At 53.8% G+C, this 17,034-nt stretch carries 17 protein-coding genes; 5 read left to right on the top strand and 12 right to left on the bottom strand.

Annotated elements, in window-relative coordinates:
• The first annotated feature begins 54 nt into the window (after positions 1 to 54).
• The 3 genes from A3849_RS23555 (at position 55) to A3849_RS23545 (ending at position 2,410) form a co-directional block, all read left to right on the top strand.
• Positions 55 to 375, top strand: coding sequence for a LapA family protein (locus A3849_RS23555; protein WP_074113580.1), 321 nt, complete (start codon positions 55 to 57; stop codon positions 373 to 375).
• A 177-nt stretch (positions 376 to 552) separates the two neighbouring features.
• Positions 553 to 1,596 carry a M42 family metallopeptidase gene (locus tag A3849_RS23550; protein WP_256700892.1) on the top strand — a complete coding sequence of 348 codons (1,044 nt, stop codon included), beginning with the start codon at positions 553 to 555 and terminating at the stop codon, positions 1,594 to 1,596.
• The gene (locus A3849_RS23545) at positions 1,580 to 2,410 is read left to right on the top strand and encodes a hypothetical protein (RefSeq protein ID WP_083613640.1); all 831 of its coding nucleotides are present in this window, start codon (positions 1,580 to 1,582) and stop codon (positions 2,408 to 2,410) included. Before A3849_RS23550 ends, A3849_RS23545 begins: the two co-directional genes overlap by 17 nt.
• Positions 2,411 to 2,604: 194 nt before the next feature.
• Here the strand turns inward: A3849_RS23545 and A3849_RS23540 are convergent, their stop codons facing one another.
• The 10 genes from A3849_RS23540 to hemE form a co-directional block, all read right to left on the bottom strand.
• Positions 2,605 to 3,090, bottom strand: a complete 486-nt coding sequence (locus A3849_RS23540; RefSeq protein ID WP_074113578.1) for a tetratricopeptide repeat protein — start codon at positions 3,088 to 3,090, stop codon at positions 2,605 to 2,607.
• A gap of 188 nt (positions 3,091 to 3,278) precedes the next feature.
• Positions 3,279 to 5,204 (bottom strand): ABC-F family ATP-binding cassette domain-containing protein, encoded by a 1,926-nt coding sequence (locus tag A3849_RS23535; RefSeq protein WP_074113577.1) that lies wholly within the window; start codon positions 5,202 to 5,204, stop codon positions 3,279 to 3,281.
• Between the two features lie 45 nt (positions 5,205 to 5,249).
• Complete coding sequence (locus A3849_RS23530) at positions 5,250 to 5,855, bottom strand: TetR/AcrR family transcriptional regulator (protein WP_074113576.1); 606 nt, start codon at positions 5,853 to 5,855, stop codon at positions 5,250 to 5,252.
• Positions 5,856 to 5,928: 73 nt separating this feature from the next.
• Positions 5,929 to 6,729: a DUF92 domain-containing protein gene (locus A3849_RS23525; protein ID WP_074113605.1), complete on the bottom strand. Its 801-nt coding sequence runs from the start codon at positions 6,727 to 6,729 to the stop codon at positions 5,929 to 5,931.
• Between the two features lie 24 nt (positions 6,730 to 6,753).
• Positions 6,754 to 7,377, bottom strand: coding sequence for a fumarylacetoacetate hydrolase family protein (locus tag A3849_RS23520; protein ID WP_074113575.1), 624 nt, complete (start codon positions 7,375 to 7,377; stop codon positions 6,754 to 6,756).
• Positions 7,378 to 7,417: 40 nt separating this feature from the next.
• The gene (locus A3849_RS23515) at positions 7,418 to 8,149 is read right to left on the bottom strand and encodes a glycerophosphodiester phosphodiesterase (RefSeq protein WP_074113574.1); all 732 of its coding nucleotides are present in this window, start codon (positions 8,147 to 8,149) and stop codon (positions 7,418 to 7,420) included.
• A gap of 39 nt (positions 8,150 to 8,188) precedes the next feature.
• Positions 8,189 to 9,574, bottom strand: a complete 1,386-nt coding sequence (locus A3849_RS23510) for a CapA family protein (protein ID WP_074113573.1) — start codon at positions 9,572 to 9,574, stop codon at positions 8,189 to 8,191.
• A 141-nt stretch (positions 9,575 to 9,715) separates the two neighbouring features.
• Positions 9,716 to 11,206, bottom strand: coding sequence for a protoporphyrinogen oxidase (hemG, locus tag A3849_RS23505; RefSeq protein ID WP_074113572.1), 1,491 nt, complete (start codon positions 11,204 to 11,206; stop codon positions 9,716 to 9,718).
• Positions 11,203 to 12,159 carry a ferrochelatase gene (gene hemH / locus A3849_RS23500; RefSeq protein ID WP_074113571.1) on the bottom strand — a complete coding sequence of 319 codons (957 nt, stop codon included), beginning with the start codon at positions 12,157 to 12,159 and terminating at the stop codon, positions 11,203 to 11,205. The genes hemG and hemH overlap by 4 nt, the downstream gene beginning before the upstream one ends.
• 46 nt (positions 12,160 to 12,205) lie before the next feature.
• On the bottom strand, positions 12,206 to 13,273 hold the full coding sequence (gene hemE, locus A3849_RS23495; RefSeq protein WP_074113570.1) for a uroporphyrinogen decarboxylase: 1,068 nt from the start codon (positions 13,271 to 13,273) through the stop codon (positions 12,206 to 12,208).
• A 223-nt stretch (positions 13,274 to 13,496) separates the two neighbouring features.
• Between hemE and A3849_RS23490 the strand changes: the two genes are divergently transcribed.
• Positions 13,497 to 14,714 carry an MFS transporter gene (locus A3849_RS23490; protein WP_074113569.1) on the top strand — a complete coding sequence of 406 codons (1,218 nt, stop codon included), beginning with the start codon at positions 13,497 to 13,499 and terminating at the stop codon, positions 14,712 to 14,714.
• A gap of 19 nt (positions 14,715 to 14,733) precedes the next feature.
• Here the strand turns inward: A3849_RS23490 and A3849_RS23485 are convergent, their stop codons facing one another.
• On the bottom strand, positions 14,734 to 15,363 hold the full coding sequence (locus A3849_RS23485) for an O-methyltransferase (RefSeq protein WP_074113568.1): 630 nt from the start codon (positions 15,361 to 15,363) through the stop codon (positions 14,734 to 14,736).
• 193 nt (positions 15,364 to 15,556) lie between these two features.
• On the opposite strand from A3849_RS23485, the gene A3849_RS23480 reads away from it, so the two are divergent.
• Positions 15,557 to 16,696 carry a THUMP domain-containing class I SAM-dependent RNA methyltransferase gene (locus A3849_RS23480; RefSeq protein WP_074113567.1) on the top strand — a complete coding sequence of 380 codons (1,140 nt, stop codon included), beginning with the start codon at positions 15,557 to 15,559 and terminating at the stop codon, positions 16,694 to 16,696.
• Between the two features lie 133 nt (positions 16,697 to 16,829).
• Here A3849_RS23480 and A3849_RS23475 read toward each other — a convergent pair.
• Positions 16,830 to 17,034 (bottom strand): transposase (locus tag A3849_RS23475; RefSeq protein ID WP_178382651.1); only part of this gene is annotated, 205 nt, incomplete at its 5' end.

Below are 17,034 nucleotides of genomic sequence, written 5' to 3'. Positions count from 1 at the left end.
CCCTCTGCGGGCAGGGGATTTATCTTGTCATCTATGCTTAGAGGAGGAAGTTACATGAGATTGCAATGGTCACTTATCTTAGGCTTGATTTTTGCCTTGCTCACCGCCGTGTTCGCAGTCATCAATGTGGATCCGGTTCAGGTTAATTTCTATTTTGATGTTGTCAGCATTCCGCTGATCCTGGTCATTCTTGGCTGTGCGCTGATCGGCGGGGTGATTGTCGGCTCTTATGGCATTTTTCGCCAATACAAGCTGCAGAAGCAGATCAAAGGCCTTACAGCAGAGCTAAACAAGCTCCGTGATGCAGGGAATTCCCTGGATGCGGTGCCTTTGAATCAGGACAACCTGTCCTCAAACAGCACATCCCAGCTATAAGATAGCCTTACGAAAATCAAATATTTGTGTTGCACTGAAGCTACTTGGAATAAGTACAACTGAATTGGTTGAAACCCTGGCTACAGTATAAGAATGCAAATCCACAGTTTCATAGAAAAGCTATAAATGACCATACCCCAAAATTATATCGCTTATAAAGAACAGGAGGGCTTTACCTTGCTTACCATCCAACCTAATGAAGAGTACATTCTAATCATTCTCAAAAAATTACTCGATACTCCCAGCCCCAGCGGCTTCACGACTGCGGCCATGAACCTTGTGGCTGAGGAAGCGGCAGCACTGGGTGTACCTTTGAGCTGGAACGAAAAAGGCGGAGTGATTCTGACCGTTCCCGGACTTGATCCTGCTCGCACCATCGGCATCAGCGCCCATGTGGACACGCTTGGCGCGATGGTACGCTCAATCAAACCGAACGGCACGCTGCGTCTTACTTCTGTCGGGGGCTTTACCATGAACAGCATCGAAAATGAATATTGCGTCATTCACACCCGCACCGGATTAACCTATACCGGCACAATTCTGAGCAGCCATCCTTCCGTCCATGTCTACGCAGATGCACGTGACTTCAAGCGCTCAGAGGAGAATATGGAGATCCGGATCGACGAGCTGGTCTCCACCAAAGATGATGTCCTGAAGCTCGGCATTGCTGTCGGTGACTTCATCTCCTTCGATGCGCGGGCGGTTATCACACCCAGCGGCTATATCAAATCACGCCATCTGGATGACAAAGCCAGTGTAGCTGCCCTGCTCGGGCTGCTGGAGAGCATCAAACGGGAAGGCTGGAAACCGCTGCATAACCTCTCTCTGCTGATCTCCAATTACGAAGAGGTGGGTCACGGTGCTGCCTGGATTCCTGGAGAGATCAGCGAGATGATCGCGGTCGATATGGGTGCCATGGGTGATGATCTAAGCTGCAAAGAGACCGATGTTTCCATCTGCGCCAAGGATTCCTCCGGACCGTATGATTATGCCATGACCGGCCGGCTGATCGAACTGGCGAACGGTCTGGCCATTCCGTTCGCAGTCGATATCTACCCGCAGTACGGCTCCGATGCTTCCGCCGCCCTGCGAGGCGGGAACAATATCCGGGCTGCGCTGATCGGCCCGGGCGTACATGCCTCCCACTCCATGGAGCGCACCCACAAGCAGGCTGTACTGAACACAGCCAAGCTGCTAGCGGCATATGTGGGCGCGAACTAAGGTCGTACTCGCTGGCCTGCGGTGGGCTTCACAGCGCAGGCCATGGCTCACAGCCGCCGTTCTCCTGACGGCGGCTGTTGCTGCTGCGGCGGCTATCGTGATGCTGACGAAGCCGCAACCGAGGGAGGCCTTTCATGGCCTCCCTCACACATACAGCTACCTGCAGGCGGACAGCTCCGGCAAGGTGCAGCTGCATATGATGTCAGCGGCACCTGCTGACATCGTGCTGCGCAGCGCAGGTATGCCGCTGCGCCCGATTGCCGCCTACGGGATTAACGGCGGCTTCTTCTACGGCAGCGACCTGCTGTCGGTGGCGATCCTGAATGACCGCCCGGTGAACGGAGTTCAAGGGGCGTATGGTTCGGGCTGGTTCAACGCCAAGTATCCGCGTGGAACGCTGGTATGGGACGGGGCGAGCGGGACGATGTCGGTTCAGGTCGTCTCCTCCGGAGATGACCTGTCCGTCACGGACCGCGGGCATTACTGGGCGCAGGGCGGGATCAGCATGAACCTGCAGCATGAAGAGCTGTGGCAGGCAACGGCAGCCGCAGAGCATCTGCCCTATGCTGAGGAGCAGCGGATGCGCTCGGGGCTGGTCTACAATGGGGACGGTAAGCTGTGGCTGATCGTCACGCCATCACGCTGTACGGCAGAGGCATTCCGTACAGCCATTCTGGAGACCGTCCCCGGCGAACAGCGGGAAGGGATCTTCCTCGACGGCGACGGTTCCTCGCAGATGAACGCCGAAGAGGCTGTGCTGACCGGCGACTCGCGCCCGGTCGTGCAAATGATTGCCCTGGCAGGCGGCAGCTAGCCTGCCAGGCAGGATCCGCCGGATGAAATGACGGATTAACATGATCAATAGCCAACAGGAAGTCTTCTGTTGGCTCATATAGGCGGACGCATACACAGCCAAGTATCCACCGGCTGGTGATGGCGCCCGCTTTTTTAAAATAAGCAGGCAGGTTTCCAAATCACGGAAACCTGCCTGCTTGGATTTCTGAATGCTTATTCCCATACCTGGTCTATTCTATCCGAATAGTACAGGATTGCACGGCGGTAGCTGCTGATTCCTTCGTTGACAGAAGTCTCCGCAAGTAATGTAAGCAGCAGCTTCATCGCTTCACTGTGACCTCCCAGATTGTGCAGCGTCATGGCCAGAAAAACCGCAAATTCCTTCTGCTGCGGAAACTCGTGCAGCCCCTGCTCAAGCACTTCCCTGGACCGGGTATATTCCCCCAGTGTTCGATAGGTGCTGCCAAGTCCCAGAAGTGCACCCATGCGCTGCTCGGTGGGCAGGCCCAGTGACAGACTGCGCTCGTAATAAGGGACAGCCTCCCGTTCGAGGCCCAGCACATCATGCGTCCAGGCCAGCTGATAATGCAGCTCAGCATCCTCTTTACCCCCGCTCAGCAGGGCAAGGAGTAATTCTCTTGCCTCTTCAGCCTTCCCGGCGTTGCGAAGGGCCACCGCGGTTTCAATCGAATATGTCAATCTCTTCTGCCTCCTCTTTGCGCTGTAAAGCCGCACCTATAGGAAAACACAGCACTCAGGGCAGGCGCTCTGAATGCTGTGCTAGTGTCACAATTTGGTGAGTCATCAAGCATAAAAGCAGGGTAGCCGTCTCTGGTATGACGCAAAAAATGCCGCTTGATATCCACGGTTTACAGGTTACCCGCGTCCTACGCTTTACCAGCAATCTTCTCTGCCAGCTCATTCAGATACGTCCAGCGCTCCATCAGACGCTCCAGCTCCGCCTCTGCCTGCCGCTGCTTCTCCACCAGCTCCTGAAGCTTACCAGAATCTGCAAAGGCTGCTTCCATCTGTACGCTGATGTCCGTCAGAAGCTGCTCTGCCTGCTCAATGGCCTCGTCAATCCCCTCATATTCACGCTGTTCCTTGAAGGTGAATTTCAGCTTTTCTCTGGAAGGAGATGCAGTTGGTATTGCCGGTCCTTGTTCCGGTGTGGAGCTACGCTTGCCTGAACTCTCTTCTGCTGCACCAGCCGGAATATTCTTCGCCATCCATTCCTCGTATTCACTGTAGTCCCCTACATGCAGACGAATGCTTCCCTGTTCAAAAGCAATCAGCTTATCCACCGTTCGGTCCAGAAAAAACCGATCATGGGATACGGTAAACACTACGCCCGGGAACTCATCCAAATAATCCTCCAGCACGGCAAGTGTGCCGATGTCCAGATCGTTGGTTGGCTCGTCCAGCAGCAGTACATTGGGCGCTCCCATCAGGACGCGCAGCAGATACAGACGTCTCTTCTCTCCTCCGGAGAGCTTGGAAATGGGCGTCCACTGCATAGCCGGCGGGAACAGGAACCGTTCCAGCATCTGTCCGGCTGTAATTACACTCCCGTCCGCTGTACGGATGATCTCTGCTTCTTCCTTCACATACTCGATGGCCCGCATGGTGTCATCCATATCCTGATGCTCCTGGGTGAAGTACCCCAGCTTGACGGTTGCCCCCAGCTGCACTTCTCCGTTGTCCGGCTGAAGCTTGCCGGCAATCAGATTCAGCAGGGTTGATTTGCCGCTGCCGTTCGGACCCACAATGCCCACCCGGTCCTGCGGCACCGCGATATAGGTCAGATCCTTAATCAGTGTCCGTCCATCCATTGATTTGGTAAGATCCTTGATCTCAATGATTTTGCGGCCCAGACGGGTCGAAGCCACAGAAATGTCCAGTGTGCCCGTTGAAGCCGCGCCTTGGCTATCCTTCAGTTTCTCATAACGGTCGATTCGGGCTTTCTGCTTGGTCGAACGGGCCTTAGCACCCCGGCGGATCCAGGCCAGCTCGGTGCGCAGCAGATTCTTGCGCTTCTGCTCCATGGATGCCTCACGCTCCTCGCGTTCAGCCTTCAGCTCCAGGAACCGCGAATAATTCGCTTCATAACGGTACAGCTGTCCGCCGTCCAGCTCCAGCATGACACTCGCTACCCGCTCAAGGAAGTAGCGGTCATGGGTTACCATCAGCAGTGCGCCGCGCCGCTTCTGGAGATATTGCTCCAGCCAGGCTACCGAATCTGTATCGATATGGTTCGTAGGCTCATCCAGGATCAGCAGCTCAGAAGGTGTAATCAGAGCTGCTGCAAGAGCAACCCGCTTGCGCTGTCCACCGGACAGCGTCTCCATGCGCGCATCAAACTGCGTGATGCCGAGCTTGGTCAGCACGGTTTTGGCTTCACTCTCCAGCTGCCACGCCCCTGCAGCATCTATAGCCTGTCCAATCTGTACGAGGCGGCTCTCCAGGACAGAGTCGCCCGGGCTTTTATCCAGAAGAGACAACGTCTCCATATACTCCCGCATGGTAGCGAGCTCTGGCTCATCCCCGGCAAAAACCTGCTGCAACACGGTATTGTCCGGCTCATACGGAGGATTCTGTGCCAGGTACTGCACCCGCACCGAATTTCCGATTGAAATTTGCCCGTCATCAGCCGTATCCAGACCCGCGATGATCTTCAAAAATGTAGATTTCCCTGTACCATTCACACCGATGACGCCAATCTTATCCCTGTCATCCATTCCAAACGACGCATCCCGGAACAGTGTTTTTTCCCCATAGCTCTTGGAAAGATGTTCCACGGTCATAATATTCATGCTCTGTCCTCGCTTGCCTTATATTTTAAACCGGATCTGTAATCCTTATTGTCCTGCCGGTAAATCTCCAAGTGACGCATTCATGTTCGCGACGGCGCCGCCGATAAAGAGACTGGCTGCAAACTTCGTCCGTTTGTGCGCGTCCTCTTCCGAGAAAGAGGGGTCAAACAGAATATCCATCTTCAGCCGGTCCAGCATGCCGATGAACGATTTCGCCATCAGCTCCGGCTCGGATGCCCCGCCTTCCAGCAGCACCTTCACTACAGCCTGCATATACTCATCCATAAATAGCGCCATGTAGGCTACCAGCTCAGGATTGTTATTTGGCGCCCGAAAAAAAAGCTTCGTGTGCTGCTTGCGTTCGTAATAGTAAAATAAATGATGCTCTGCAATAACGGACAGCTTCCCGGTCAGACTGCTGCTGGCCCGCAGCTTGCCTTCCAGCTGTTGAAGAAAACCTTCACAATCCCGCCGGGTGACCGCCATGAACAAATCCTCTTTATTTTTGAAATATAAATACACCGTGCCCTTGGCAATCCCTGCACGTTCTGCCACTTCCGACATCTTCGTTTCGTAGAAGCCGCCTGAACCGAAGAGCTCATAAGCGGCATCCAGTATGGCTGTATGTTTGTGAATGGACGCGCTGCTCACCGGTTCACCTCCTTAATATTGCGAATATTGGTATATATATAATATGAAAAGCACAAATATCTGCCGCCTCGCGTCATAGCGCGCCGACCAGCAAGGCGGCAAGACCGCCCAGAATGGAGCTGACGGCATTGACCGCATCGTTGTCCATCCAGCGCCAGCCGCGGGCGTACACTGTAGGCTGACCGCAATGCCGCGAGGCTTCCACCTCGCGGCCGCATACGGTGCAGCGGTTCATGCGCTGCACCGTTGCCCCCAGGAACGAGTCGGCGAAAGCGCCGACGAGCCCCCCTAGAAGTCCTGCAAGCGTAAGCAGCAGGACGGAGTGCTCAGGCATGCCGGAGGCTGCCCTCAGCAGCCAGGAGGCAGCGCCGATCAGGGCGCCGCCTGCAGCTGCAGCCAGGGTTCCCGGCAGCGAAACCCCACCCGAGGTGCCGGGCGGCAGAATACGCCCCGTCAGCACAGAGCGGGGCGGCTTCTTGGCGAGGGTGCCGATCTCCGTCGCCCAAGTATCCGACGTCACGGTCGACATGACGCCAATGAACAGATATCCCCAGAGCTCCAAGGGAAATACGGCGTTCAAGAGCACTAGCAGCATGCCAAGCCCGCCATTGGCGAATACCTGACCGGCGTCCCGGCGTCCTGTTTTGTCATAGGTGGCTTCCAGTTCTGCCTTATTCACATGGTGAAGCTTCGAGAGCAGGCTGGAAGAGATAAAAAACAGCAGCAAAATCCCAAACCAAAAGGCATTCCCTGCCCCAAAGTAGATCGTTCCCATCGCAACCGCCGCCAGCATCCCGGAAAAGCTGAGCGATTGCTTATAATAAGCCGCCCCAGCCACCAGCAAGGCGCCGCAGAAGCCGATCACCCATTGCAGCACTTCAAGTCCCGTTAGCATATGCTAACCGATGAGACAGGTGCCCAATAAGCGGTCGCCCCAAAACAATTCGAACGAATCGCCTGAAGCCACAGGGCCGACACCTGCCGGAGTACCGGTAAATATAATATCATCTTTGCCCAAACCATAACGGGCGGCAATGAACTCTACAATTTTTTGCAGTGAAAAAATCATGTTCTTGACGTTCCCGCGCTGCACCTCCACGCCATTCTTGCGAACGGTGTAATCCGTCGCTTCCAGCTCATCCGTTTCCGGAAACGCAATATAGGGGGTCAACGGAGCCGCATTCTTGAAGCCTTTGGCGGGCGTCCAGGGCAGCCCCTTCTTTTGCAGATCGTTGTGCACATCGCGCAGGGTAAAATCCAGCCCCAGGGCCATAACATCCACCAGCTCCTGCACGCTCATCCCAGGTACATAGTCCCTAGCAATCCGCAGAACAATCTCACCCTCGTAATGAATCAGTCCGGCATCCTTCGGAAGCTGAATAATGGCCTTGTCGAGGGGAACCGCTGCATGAGAAGGCTTCAGAAAGATCAGTGGCTCCACCGGCACCTTGTTGCCCAGCTCCTCCGCATGTTGCTTGTAGTTTCTTCCAACACAGTAGATATTGTTAACATCAGCGCACATTCATTCTTCAGCTCTCTTTCCCATCAATTGTAAGCTTAAGCTATACTTCCAGAAAGGTATCGCCCCAAATGTCGGGACGATTCGTACAGATCATGATATCGGAATGCATCGCAGCCAGACGGCGCATCTCTTTTGCCTTATTCACCGTCCAGGCCATCACCCGTACCCCGCGCTCGGCAAGCAGCTTCGCCAGACCCGGATTCAGCCGGTCAAAGCTGATGGACAGAAAGGAGCAATCCAGCTCCTTCAGCTTCCTCGCCGGGTCGCCGGACCTCGCATCATAGATCAATCCTGTGCGGAAACGCGGGTCCAGTTCTTTGATCCGCTTCAGCGCGCCGGCATCGAACGAGGTCAGAACCACCTCATCACGCATGCCGTGTGTGTTGACAAGATCAATCACCGCCTTTTCCAACCCGGGATACATTTCACCGCTAGTCTTCAGCTCAATGTTCAATCGCAACCTGCCGGAGGCAAGCTGCAGCACCTCTTCCAGAGAGGGAACGCGTTCTCCGCGAAATGCACGGCCTTTCCAGCTCCCTGCATCCAAACGCCGGACATGTTCGTAATCCATATTTTTGACTTTGCCGTGGCCGTTGGTGGTGCGGTCTAGCGAGAAGTCATGAATGATTACGGGGACACCATCTCTGGTAAGCTGAACATCAATCTCCATCCATCGTACAAAAGGGAGTGCAATGGCCATCCTTATGGCAGCAAGGGTGTTCTCCGGAGCTTTACCGGAAAATCCGCGATGAGCCACACACATATTATTCATCGTTAGCACCTCCGGCAGAAGTATAGTCTATACCTGCACCTACTTGACAACCTCAACTACGCTTCCGTCATTGCCGATCCTCACAAGACCGGAGGACAGGGATTCCACTTTATGCAGCAGCAGCTGTCCATCCACTTCATTCATGGGCACCGGCTGTGCCAGCTCCGCATTCATCGGTCTGAGCTTCATTGAACACTGACCTTGTGCGCTACACTCCGCCTGAAACACAGCGGTATCCCAGGTGGCCCGGGTTTGGGAACGGGTGAAAATAAAGTTACCGGCGCTGTAGGCGATCCATTTGCCCTTATAAGGCTCAATCCCCTGCAGCACATGCGGATGCCCGCCCATGACCAGATCCGCTCCCGCATCAATGAAGCTGTGCCCGAGTGCCTGCTGGACGGAATCATATTGCTCAATCCGCTCTTTGCCCCAGTGTACCATTACAATGACCAGGTCTGCTTGGGTCCTGGCGGCAGCGATAGCCTTCAGCGCTTCCGCGCTGTCATATACCGAAGCCACTCCGGGTTTGCCAGTCTCTGCCTTCCATTCCATCACAGGCATTACTCGTGTGAATCCAAGCAGGGCGATACGAATGCCATTTCGCTCAAAATATTTGGCGCTGTATGCCTCAGCTGCATCCGCTCCGCCTCCCACATACGGAATGCCGCGTTTGCTCAAATGTTCAAGAGTGTCCAGCAGGCCTTCCTCACCTTGGTCAAGCGTATGATTATTCGCCAGATTCACCGCATCCACACCAGCAGCCTTCAAGGAATCCAATGCCTTGGGATCGCCCTTGAATACAAACTGCTTGTTAGCGGCACCAACCCCTCCGGTGGTGATTGGCGTTTCCAGATTTAGAACAGTCAGATCATCCTTCTTGAACATGCCATCCAGAGCGGTGTAAGAGTAGTCATAGCCTTTTTGCTGCAGGATCTCACCCGCTTTGCCTGAGAAAATGACATCTCCCGCAAAATTCAGCTTCACGGTCTTTCCGGCATTCTCTGGAAGGCCTGAAATTGGGCTGCTGCCGGAATTCTGAGTAGAGCCCTTATCATCGGGTTGGTCTGTCCCCTCCGGTACTGTGCTTGCTTCAGGAGCAAGGGAAGGAACGGGGGCGGCAGGTGACGGAGTTGTCACCACAGCCGGTTCAGATGAAGGCTCCGGTTCTGGTGAAGATTCCGGGGTCGGCCGAGAGGATACCGTAGCCCCGGGTACAGCTTCCCCCTGCTCCGGTGATGGGGAACTAACTATTGCTGCAGCCGGCGGGGGATTGTCGCTTGAATCTCGATCGCCCATAAAAGCATAAGTCAGCAGTGCAGCGATCATTAGAAGCAGGCTTGCGTTAATCCATACCCAAACCGTTCTGCGCCGGCGCTTGCTGCTTTGCTTGTTGTTTTTTCGGGTACGTGAACGCGGCGGATACATGAGTGCAAGTAATCTCCTTTGCCCTAAAATTGTTTCTATTATAGCATAAGTCCTGCCCCCTCCTCCAAAATAGAGAGGCTCACCCAAAGTAGACAAGTAAAAACGGTGGAGCGCGCCTTATGGTGCACTTCACCGTTACGATTAACTCATTACAGCAGCCTGCTCCGGCTGACTATCGAAGCTTCCGGCAGCATTCTGCGCCGTCAGCTTGGCCTGCTTGATGCAATCCGGCATACCTATGCCATCATAGCCTGCGCCAAAAGCATACACTCCCGGCAGCTTCTGTCCGAGCTCGCTGCGCAGTCCGGCAATCTTGGACGGATGCCCTACGGGATATTGCGGCATGGAATGTTTCAGCCTTGTAATTTCAGTAAACAACGGCTTGGCGGAAATACCCATGATCTCCCGCAGGTCTTTGCGCACCAGCTCAGCCAGTCCCTCATCCGGTAAGTCTACATTCTGCTCATCGCCAGACCGGCCGACATAACATCGCAGAAGGACGCGGTCATCCGGGCTGGTGTGCAGCCATTTCGTGGAAGTCCAGGTGCAGGCTGTTATATTACGTCCTTCCTTACGCGGAACCAGAAAGCCGGAACCGTCATATTCAGTCACAATATCCTGCTTCGCAAAAGCCATGACTACATTCGCCACCGATACATAATTAACATTGTCCAGCGCTGACACATCCACATGAGGACGAAGCAGATCCGCAGCAGCATAATTCTGCACGGTGACGTAGATATCATCCGCCGTCAGCCGCTCCCCGTTATCCAATACTACTTCATAACGGGGTGCAGGCACGGTTTCCGAAGTCTGTGAAGCCCAAACTGAGGACTCTGTTCCGCTTAAGACCTTTATATCTGTAACTCCAGTTCCCGTCCGCTGCTCGACATCATGCAGATCATGAATCAAGGCATGGACAAGACTCTGGAGACCTTTGCGGAAGGTGAGAAAAGCGCTTTTTTTGGTGCCGGTATGCGTTTCAGCCGGTTTCCGTCCCGTCGTCATTCCGCGAATGAGGCTTCCGTACTGTCTCTCTACTTCACCGAATTGCGGAAACGTAGCCTGCAGGCTAATCTTACGCATATCTCCGGCATAAATGCCGGCAAGCAGCGGCTCTGTCATATTCTCCAGAACTTCCGTCCCGAGCCTCCGTTCGATCAAAGCACCTAGCGATTCATCCTCAGAGCTGCGCCGCGGCGGAATGATAAAATCCATCATCGCCCTCATTTTGCCGCCAAAAGTGACGAGACCGCTCTTTAGAAACGGCTTGAGCTCTGTGGGAATACCCAACACAAGACCGGCTGGCATGGGATGCAGCTTGCCACGCTGCAATATGTACGTCTTCTTGGCATTCGGGTTCGTGGTTACCAGCTCATGATCGATTCCCAGTTCTTTCGCCAGATCGCTCATCGCCGTCTTGCGGGCCAGGAAGGAGTCTGGCCCCTTCTCAATCACAAAGCCCTCGCGGTGCAGCGTTTCTATCTTGCCGCCAAGGCTCCCTTCCTTCTCGACCAGAACGATATCCGGTTGTATCCCGGCTTCCCGGTAATATTTGCGGACATAAAAAGCGGCGCTGAGGCCACTGAGGCCTCCGCCGATAATCACTACTTTACGAGTAGCGCCAGTCATGATCGGCCCACCTTCAGCTCTCTGGTCTTGGTGCGCACTACACCGCTCAGCACAGACATATACGCAGGGTCACTGTTGAGTGAATCAATACGCATCAGCCGCATATCCAGCTCAGAAGCCAAAGCCTGCGCTTCAATATCCAGGTCATACAGCACCTCCAAATGGTCGGAGACAAATCCGACCGGAGCAACCAGCACGTATTTCACCTGCGCCTCACTTAGCTCTTGCATCGTCACCAGAATGTCCGGTCCAAGCCATGGCTCGGCTGTCCGGCCAGCACTTTGCCAGGTGAACTGCCAGGAGCTGACTCCCGCCAGCTTGGCGACAGCCTCAGAGGTGGCCAGCAGCTGGTCACGGTAGGGATCTCCCATCGACAGAATGCGCTCGGGCAGACTATGGGCGCTGAACAAGACCCGCACCTCTTCACGCACCGCACCAGCCTCCTCAAACAGGTCCAGCTTGGCCGACACTCTGCGGCTAAGAACATCGATCAGCTCCGGATGAAGGTGATAACTCTCCACGAAAGCCATCTCGATTCCACAGGTCTCCGCCTTTTCCTTAGCACGTTTGATATAAGTGCCTACGCTCATGACGGAATAATGCGGTGCAAGCACAATACCCACAGCATGGGTAATGCCGTCCCGGACCATCGCTTCTACACCGTCCTCAATAAAAGGATGTGCATGCTTGAGCCCTTGATAGCAGATATATTCTACTTCTTCACCGGTATGACCGCTGTTCAGCGCGGCTTGCAGCGCTTCCACTTGACGGTCCGTGTTCTCCCGAAGCGGAAAAACCCCGCCGACTATTGCTTCATAGCGGTCTTTCAATTCCTTCAATTGCTCCGGAGAAGGCGCATTGCCCCGGCGGATATGAGTATAATAGGCCTCTACCCCTTCCAGACTTTCAGGAGTGCCGTAAGACATAACGAGTACACCAATTTTAGTAGTCATGGATTCCATCCCTTTCTGCGGATAATGGGCACAGCTGGTGATCTGATTATAATGAAAGACGAGGGATTGGAGTTTTCTTCAGCGCCTCGCGGGAATAGTCGTGGATATATTCCGTCAGTTCCTTTAGCGTGTCCAAAGATGCCTCGGGAAATAATCCATGACCCAAATTAAAAATGTAACCCGGCTCAAGTATGCCTTCATCTATAATCACCTTGGCCCGTTCCTTGAGCAGATCCATCGGAGCCGTCAGCAGATAAGGGTCCAAATTGCCTTGAACTGCAAATCCGCCGCCGGTGCGCTGTCTGCCTTCCGTAATGCTGACGCGCCAGTCGAGTCCGATTACATCCGCCTGAAGATTCTTCAGGCTTGACAGCAGCTCTCCTGAGCTGACACCAGGGAAATAAATCTTCGGCACATCAAGATCCGAAAGTCCGGCAAAAATACGGGAAATGGTTGGCAGTACGTAGTGCTCGAAATCACGTGGAGCGAGTGCACCTACCCAGCTGTCGAATAACTGAAAGGCTTTGCCTCCGCTGGCTACATGGGCACGCAAATAAGCGATCACCATATCGCCAAGCTTGTCCATCAGCTTGAACCATACTTGTGGCTGGCTGTACATTAATTCCTTAGTGCGGTGGTAGCTCTTCGAAGGCCTGCCTTCGATCAGATAGCTGGCAATGGTGAAGGGTGCTCCCGCGAAGGTAATCAGCGGCACTTCCAGTTCTTTGTCCAGAATGGCAATGGTCTTCAGGATGTGGCTAAGGTCGCCTTCCACATCAATAGGCTTCAGGCGGTCCACATCGGCAGCACTGCGGATAGGGTTCTCAATAACGGGGCCAATGTTCTTCACGATATCGAACTTTACCCCCAGCGATGCTACCGGATTCATAATATCGGAGTACAGAATGGCCGCATCCACGCCCAGCTTGCGTACAGGCATCATAGTGACCTCTGCTGCCAGCTCCGGCTGCCCGCAAATTTCGAGCAGCGAGTATTTTTCTTTGATTTTACGGTATTCGGGATCATACCGGCCAGCTTGCCGCATGTACCATACGGGAATTTGCTCCGTGTCTTGCTTCCTGCAGGCGCGGATAAAAGTGTCATTGTAGGTCATGATAAGATCTCCATTAGTTGATAGAATGTGGGTAACACTTATCCTTTATTATGCTCTTTTTAAAAGTTCGGAACAACCGCCGAACCCGTGAGGTAATGACAATCCCATGACATTACTATGACAAGTGTTGCATCAACTGTCTCTGAAACTATGATATACTGATTAAATGTCTTTTTTTGAGAACTCGTGATCTTTGAATCCCTTGAAAGGAAGTGAAAGCACTTTGAAGAATTGGGAGACCTGGAAAGTCAACCTCATAGTGCTTTGGTTTGGTCAATTTCTGGTTAATGCCGGTATGACCATGATTACCCCATTTCTGTCCCTGTATCTCGCTAAAGACCTGGGAGTTCATGGGGATGCGCTAGGGATGTGGGCCGGACTTATTTTTGCAGCTAACTTTATGACCTCATTCCTGTTCCAGCCACTCTGGGGCAAACTGGCCGACAAATACGGGCGCAAAATCATGCTGCTGCGCTCCAGCTTCGGTATGGCGATAGTCATTGTGCTAATGGGCTTTGCCCAGACACCTATGCAACTGCTGCTGCTCCGCCTGCTCAACGGGACGATCTCCGGATTCAATCCGGCTTCGATTGCACTTGTTTCGGGCAATACCCCGAAAGCCCGCATGGGCTTTGCCATGGGGCTGATGCAGTCCGGCTCGGTCGCCGGGACCATTCTCGGTCCGCTGATCGGCGGGGCTCTGGCCGACTGGATCGGGTACCGCCCGATCTTTTATATCGTAGGCGCCTTATTATTTGCCGCCTCATTGCTGGCATTATTTCTCGTGAAAGAGAAATTCGACCGTGCCGAAGCTGCTCAAGTCCCGCAGATTTCAGTCTTTGCAGGCTTTAAGGAACTCGCAAAGGTCCCACAGCTGCCTGCATTGTTCGGTGTAACATTTCTCCTGCAGTTTGCCATGATCGCCCCGATGACCCTGCTTCCGCTCTATGTAGAGAAGCTGCACGGTACCTCCGTGGACATTGCTTTCTGGGCTGGAGTCGTCAGCGCGGTTACAGGTGTGTCCAACATGCTGGCATCACCTGTACTCGGCAAGCTGAGCGATAAGGTTGGCGCTCACCGGATTCTTACCTACGCCCTCATCGGCGCTGCATTGTTTATCATTCCGCAGGCTTTTGTAACAACTGTCTGGCAGCTGGTTGTCGTCCGCTTCCTCATGGGTGTCTTCATGGGCGGACTGCTGCCGAGCGTCAACGCTCTCATCCGCTCCTATACGCCTGACGGCAAGGAGAGCCGGGCCTTCGGTTTCAACAGCAGTATGCTGGCACTTGGGAACATGCTTGGAGCCGTTATCGGCGGCTTTCTGTCCGGCTATATCGGCATTGAGGGATTGTTCCTCATCTCCGGCGGCTTCCTGCTGGTCAATACGGTATGGGTACGGCTGAAGCTGTACAAAGGCACGGCGCCGCGATTATTCCGCTGATAAGATCAGCGGCTGCACATTATTTGACAATCGCCAGCGCCAGGCCATCGTAGGCGGGGAGAAGTGTACTTGTCAGCCGTTCATCACTGGCAATCCTCTCATTGAAGCGGCGCATAGCCTGTACGGCGGGTCCATTCTTCTCTGTATTCAAAGTGCGTCCGCGCAGAAAAATATTATCTCCGGCAATCACTGCACCCGGTGAAGCGAGCTTGATGGCATATTCCAGATAATTCGGATAGTTCTCCTTATCGGCATCAATAAAGAAGAAATCAAAGGTCCGACCCTCCGCTTCAAGCAGCTTCAGACTGTCCAGCGCAGGGCCGAGCTTGTATTCTACGGCTTCACCGAATCCGGCCTCTTCCAGGTGCCGTCCGGCAAGCTCTGCATATTCGGCTTTCAGTTCAAGCGAGGTCAGCCGCCCCCCATTTTGGAGTCCGCGGCAGAGGCAGATACCGCTATACCCGCCGAGTGCCCCAATCTCCAAAATACGGGTAGAGCGGGACATCGCAACCAGCATAGTCAGCATTCGTCCATATCCGGGCGCGATGGACACCTCGGGCATGTCACTCTCCTTAATAGCCTGCTTCACCTTAAGCAGGAGCGTGTCCTCTGTATATAGTTGTTCACTATATTCTTCTTGATTGGGCATATGTATTCTCCTTTGTGGTTAGTACTGCTCTTAGAACATCAAGCGGGCAGAATACGGCAGGACGGGCATTGTGCTGCGTCCATCCTTCCCCTATACTTGATAGGCAAGCCGTATGAGGACTACCGGAAGCACCGCTTCCCTTATTGTAAAGGTTATGTGTATTCATCCACAAGTTAAACGGAGTTGAGCGAATTTGGGCAAATTACAATTGATCGCTACCGCCCCCATGGGGCTGGAAGCAGTCGTAGCACGTGAATTAAACGAACTGGGTTATGAGACTACGGTCGAGAATGGCCGGGTATTGTTCAGTGGAGATTACATCGATATCTGCCGCTGTAATCTTTGGCTCAGGACTTCTGACCGTGTTTTAGTGAAAATGGGCCAGTTCCCGGCCAAAACCTTTGACGAGCTGTTTGAAGGCGTCAAATCCATAGAGTGGCAGGACTGGATTCCCGAAAACGGAGAATTCCCTGTGGAAGGAAGGTCGCATAAATCCCAGCTTACCAGCGTACCTGCCTGTCAGGGCATTGTCAAGAAAGCTATTGTCGAAAAGCTGAAGCTATCCTATCGTACCGAATGGTTCCCCGAAAACGGTCCACGGTATGTGGTAGAAGTGATACTTCTAAATGATACCGCTCTGATTACGCTGGATACCACCGGTCCTGCGCTGCACAAACGCGGATACCGACGCCAGGCAACGGAAGCACCGCTGAAGGAAACTATGGCTGCCGCGCTGATCCAGATCAGCCGCTGGAACGGCCACCGCCCGCTGTATGATCCATGTTGCGGCTCCGGCACGCTCCTGATTGAAGCGGCGATGATTGCCTGGAACATTGCCCCAGGCCTGCGGCGCTCATTCCCATCCGAACATTGGCCGGAAATCCCGCAGCGTCTCTGGGAAGAATCACGCGAGGAGGCCTTTGACGCTGTGCGCGATGACTATCCGCTGCAGCTGACCGGCACGGATATCGATCCCGCAGCGATTGAAATCGCCGAAGCCAACGCCAAGAGTGCCGGACTTGCCGGCGAGATCACATTTCAGGCTATCGCTGCCGCCAAGGCCAGACCGCAAGGCGAATACGGCTGCATCATCACCAATCCCCCTTATGGGGAACGGATCAGTAATGACAAGGAAGTAGAGAAGCTCACTCGTCAATTCGGTGAAATGATGCTGTATCTTCCGACATGGTCCTTTTTCGCCATCAGCCCCTACAAGGAATTCGAACAGTTCTATGGACGCAAGGCGGACAAACGGCGCAAGCTGTACAACGGTCGTATCGAGTGCCAGTATTATCAATACCTGGGCCCCCTCCCGCCGCGCAATCCGCAATAAACCAGCATACAGGCAGGCAACACCACTCTGCAAAAAAATAAGGGGCTGTCCCAAAAGTAGTTTTCTACGAGTAGAGACAAACCCTTCTCATTTTCAAAACCGTAAAAAGGTCAAAAGAGCAACATTTCTCCCGTCACTGGAGAAATGTTGCTCTTTGTTTTTGGTCATTTGCAGCTTGCTTCAAGAGATTGTGGGCAAGGCAAAGCCAACCGACCTCAAGCGTCACTTTTTCCATGCCGCGAAGCAGAAAGCGCCGGAAGCCCCGGTTATTTTTCAGTTGTCCAAATACACTTTCCGGTTCCGTCATTCGGCGTACGGCCAGGCCGTAACCTTCCTCA

The sequence above is a fragment of the Paenibacillus sp. P46E genome (genome assembly GCF_001909095.1).
Lineage (GTDB): Bacteria > Bacillota > Bacilli > Paenibacillales > Paenibacillaceae > Paenibacillus_AQ > Paenibacillus_AQ helianthi.
Note: the sequence above shows the minus strand (reverse complement) of the source record. Positions and strands in the feature narration are given on the sequence as shown.

What these genes read in the sequence shown, in the direction of transcription:
- A3849_RS23555 (WP_074113580.1), top strand. Translation starts at nt 55, where the DNA reads ATGAGATTGCAATGGTCACTTATCTTAGGCTTGATTTTTGCCTTGCTC.
- A3849_RS23545 (WP_083613640.1), top strand. Translation starts at nt 1,580, where the DNA reads ATGTGGGCGCGAACTAAGGTCGTACTCGCTGGCCTGCGGTGGGCTTCA.
- A3849_RS23535 (WP_074113577.1), bottom strand. Translation starts at nt 5,204, where the DNA reads ATGAATATTATGACCGTGGAACATCTTTCCAAGAGCTATGGGGAAAAA.
- A3849_RS23520 (WP_074113575.1), bottom strand. Translation starts at nt 7,377, where the DNA reads ATGTGCGCTGATGTTAACAATATCTACTGTGTTGGAAGAAACTACAAG.
- A3849_RS23515 (WP_074113574.1), bottom strand. Translation starts at nt 8,149, where the DNA reads ATGAATAATATGTGTGTGGCTCATCGCGGATTTTCCGGTAAAGCTCCG.
- A3849_RS23510 (WP_074113573.1), bottom strand. Translation starts at nt 9,574, where the DNA reads ATGTATCCGCCGCGTTCACGTACCCGAAAAAACAACAAGCAAAGCAGC.
- hemG (WP_074113572.1), bottom strand. Translation starts at nt 11,206, where the DNA reads ATGACTGGCGCTACTCGTAAAGTAGTGATTATCGGCGGAGGCCTCAGT.
- hemH (WP_074113571.1), bottom strand. Translation starts at nt 12,159, where the DNA reads ATGACTACTAAAATTGGTGTACTCGTTATGTCTTACGGCACTCCTGAA.
- hemE (WP_074113570.1), bottom strand. Translation starts at nt 13,273, where the DNA reads ATGACCTACAATGACACTTTTATCCGCGCCTGCAGGAAGCAAGACACG.
- A3849_RS23485 (WP_074113568.1), bottom strand. Translation starts at nt 15,363, where the DNA reads ATGCCCAATCAAGAAGAATATAGTGAACAACTATATACAGAGGACACG.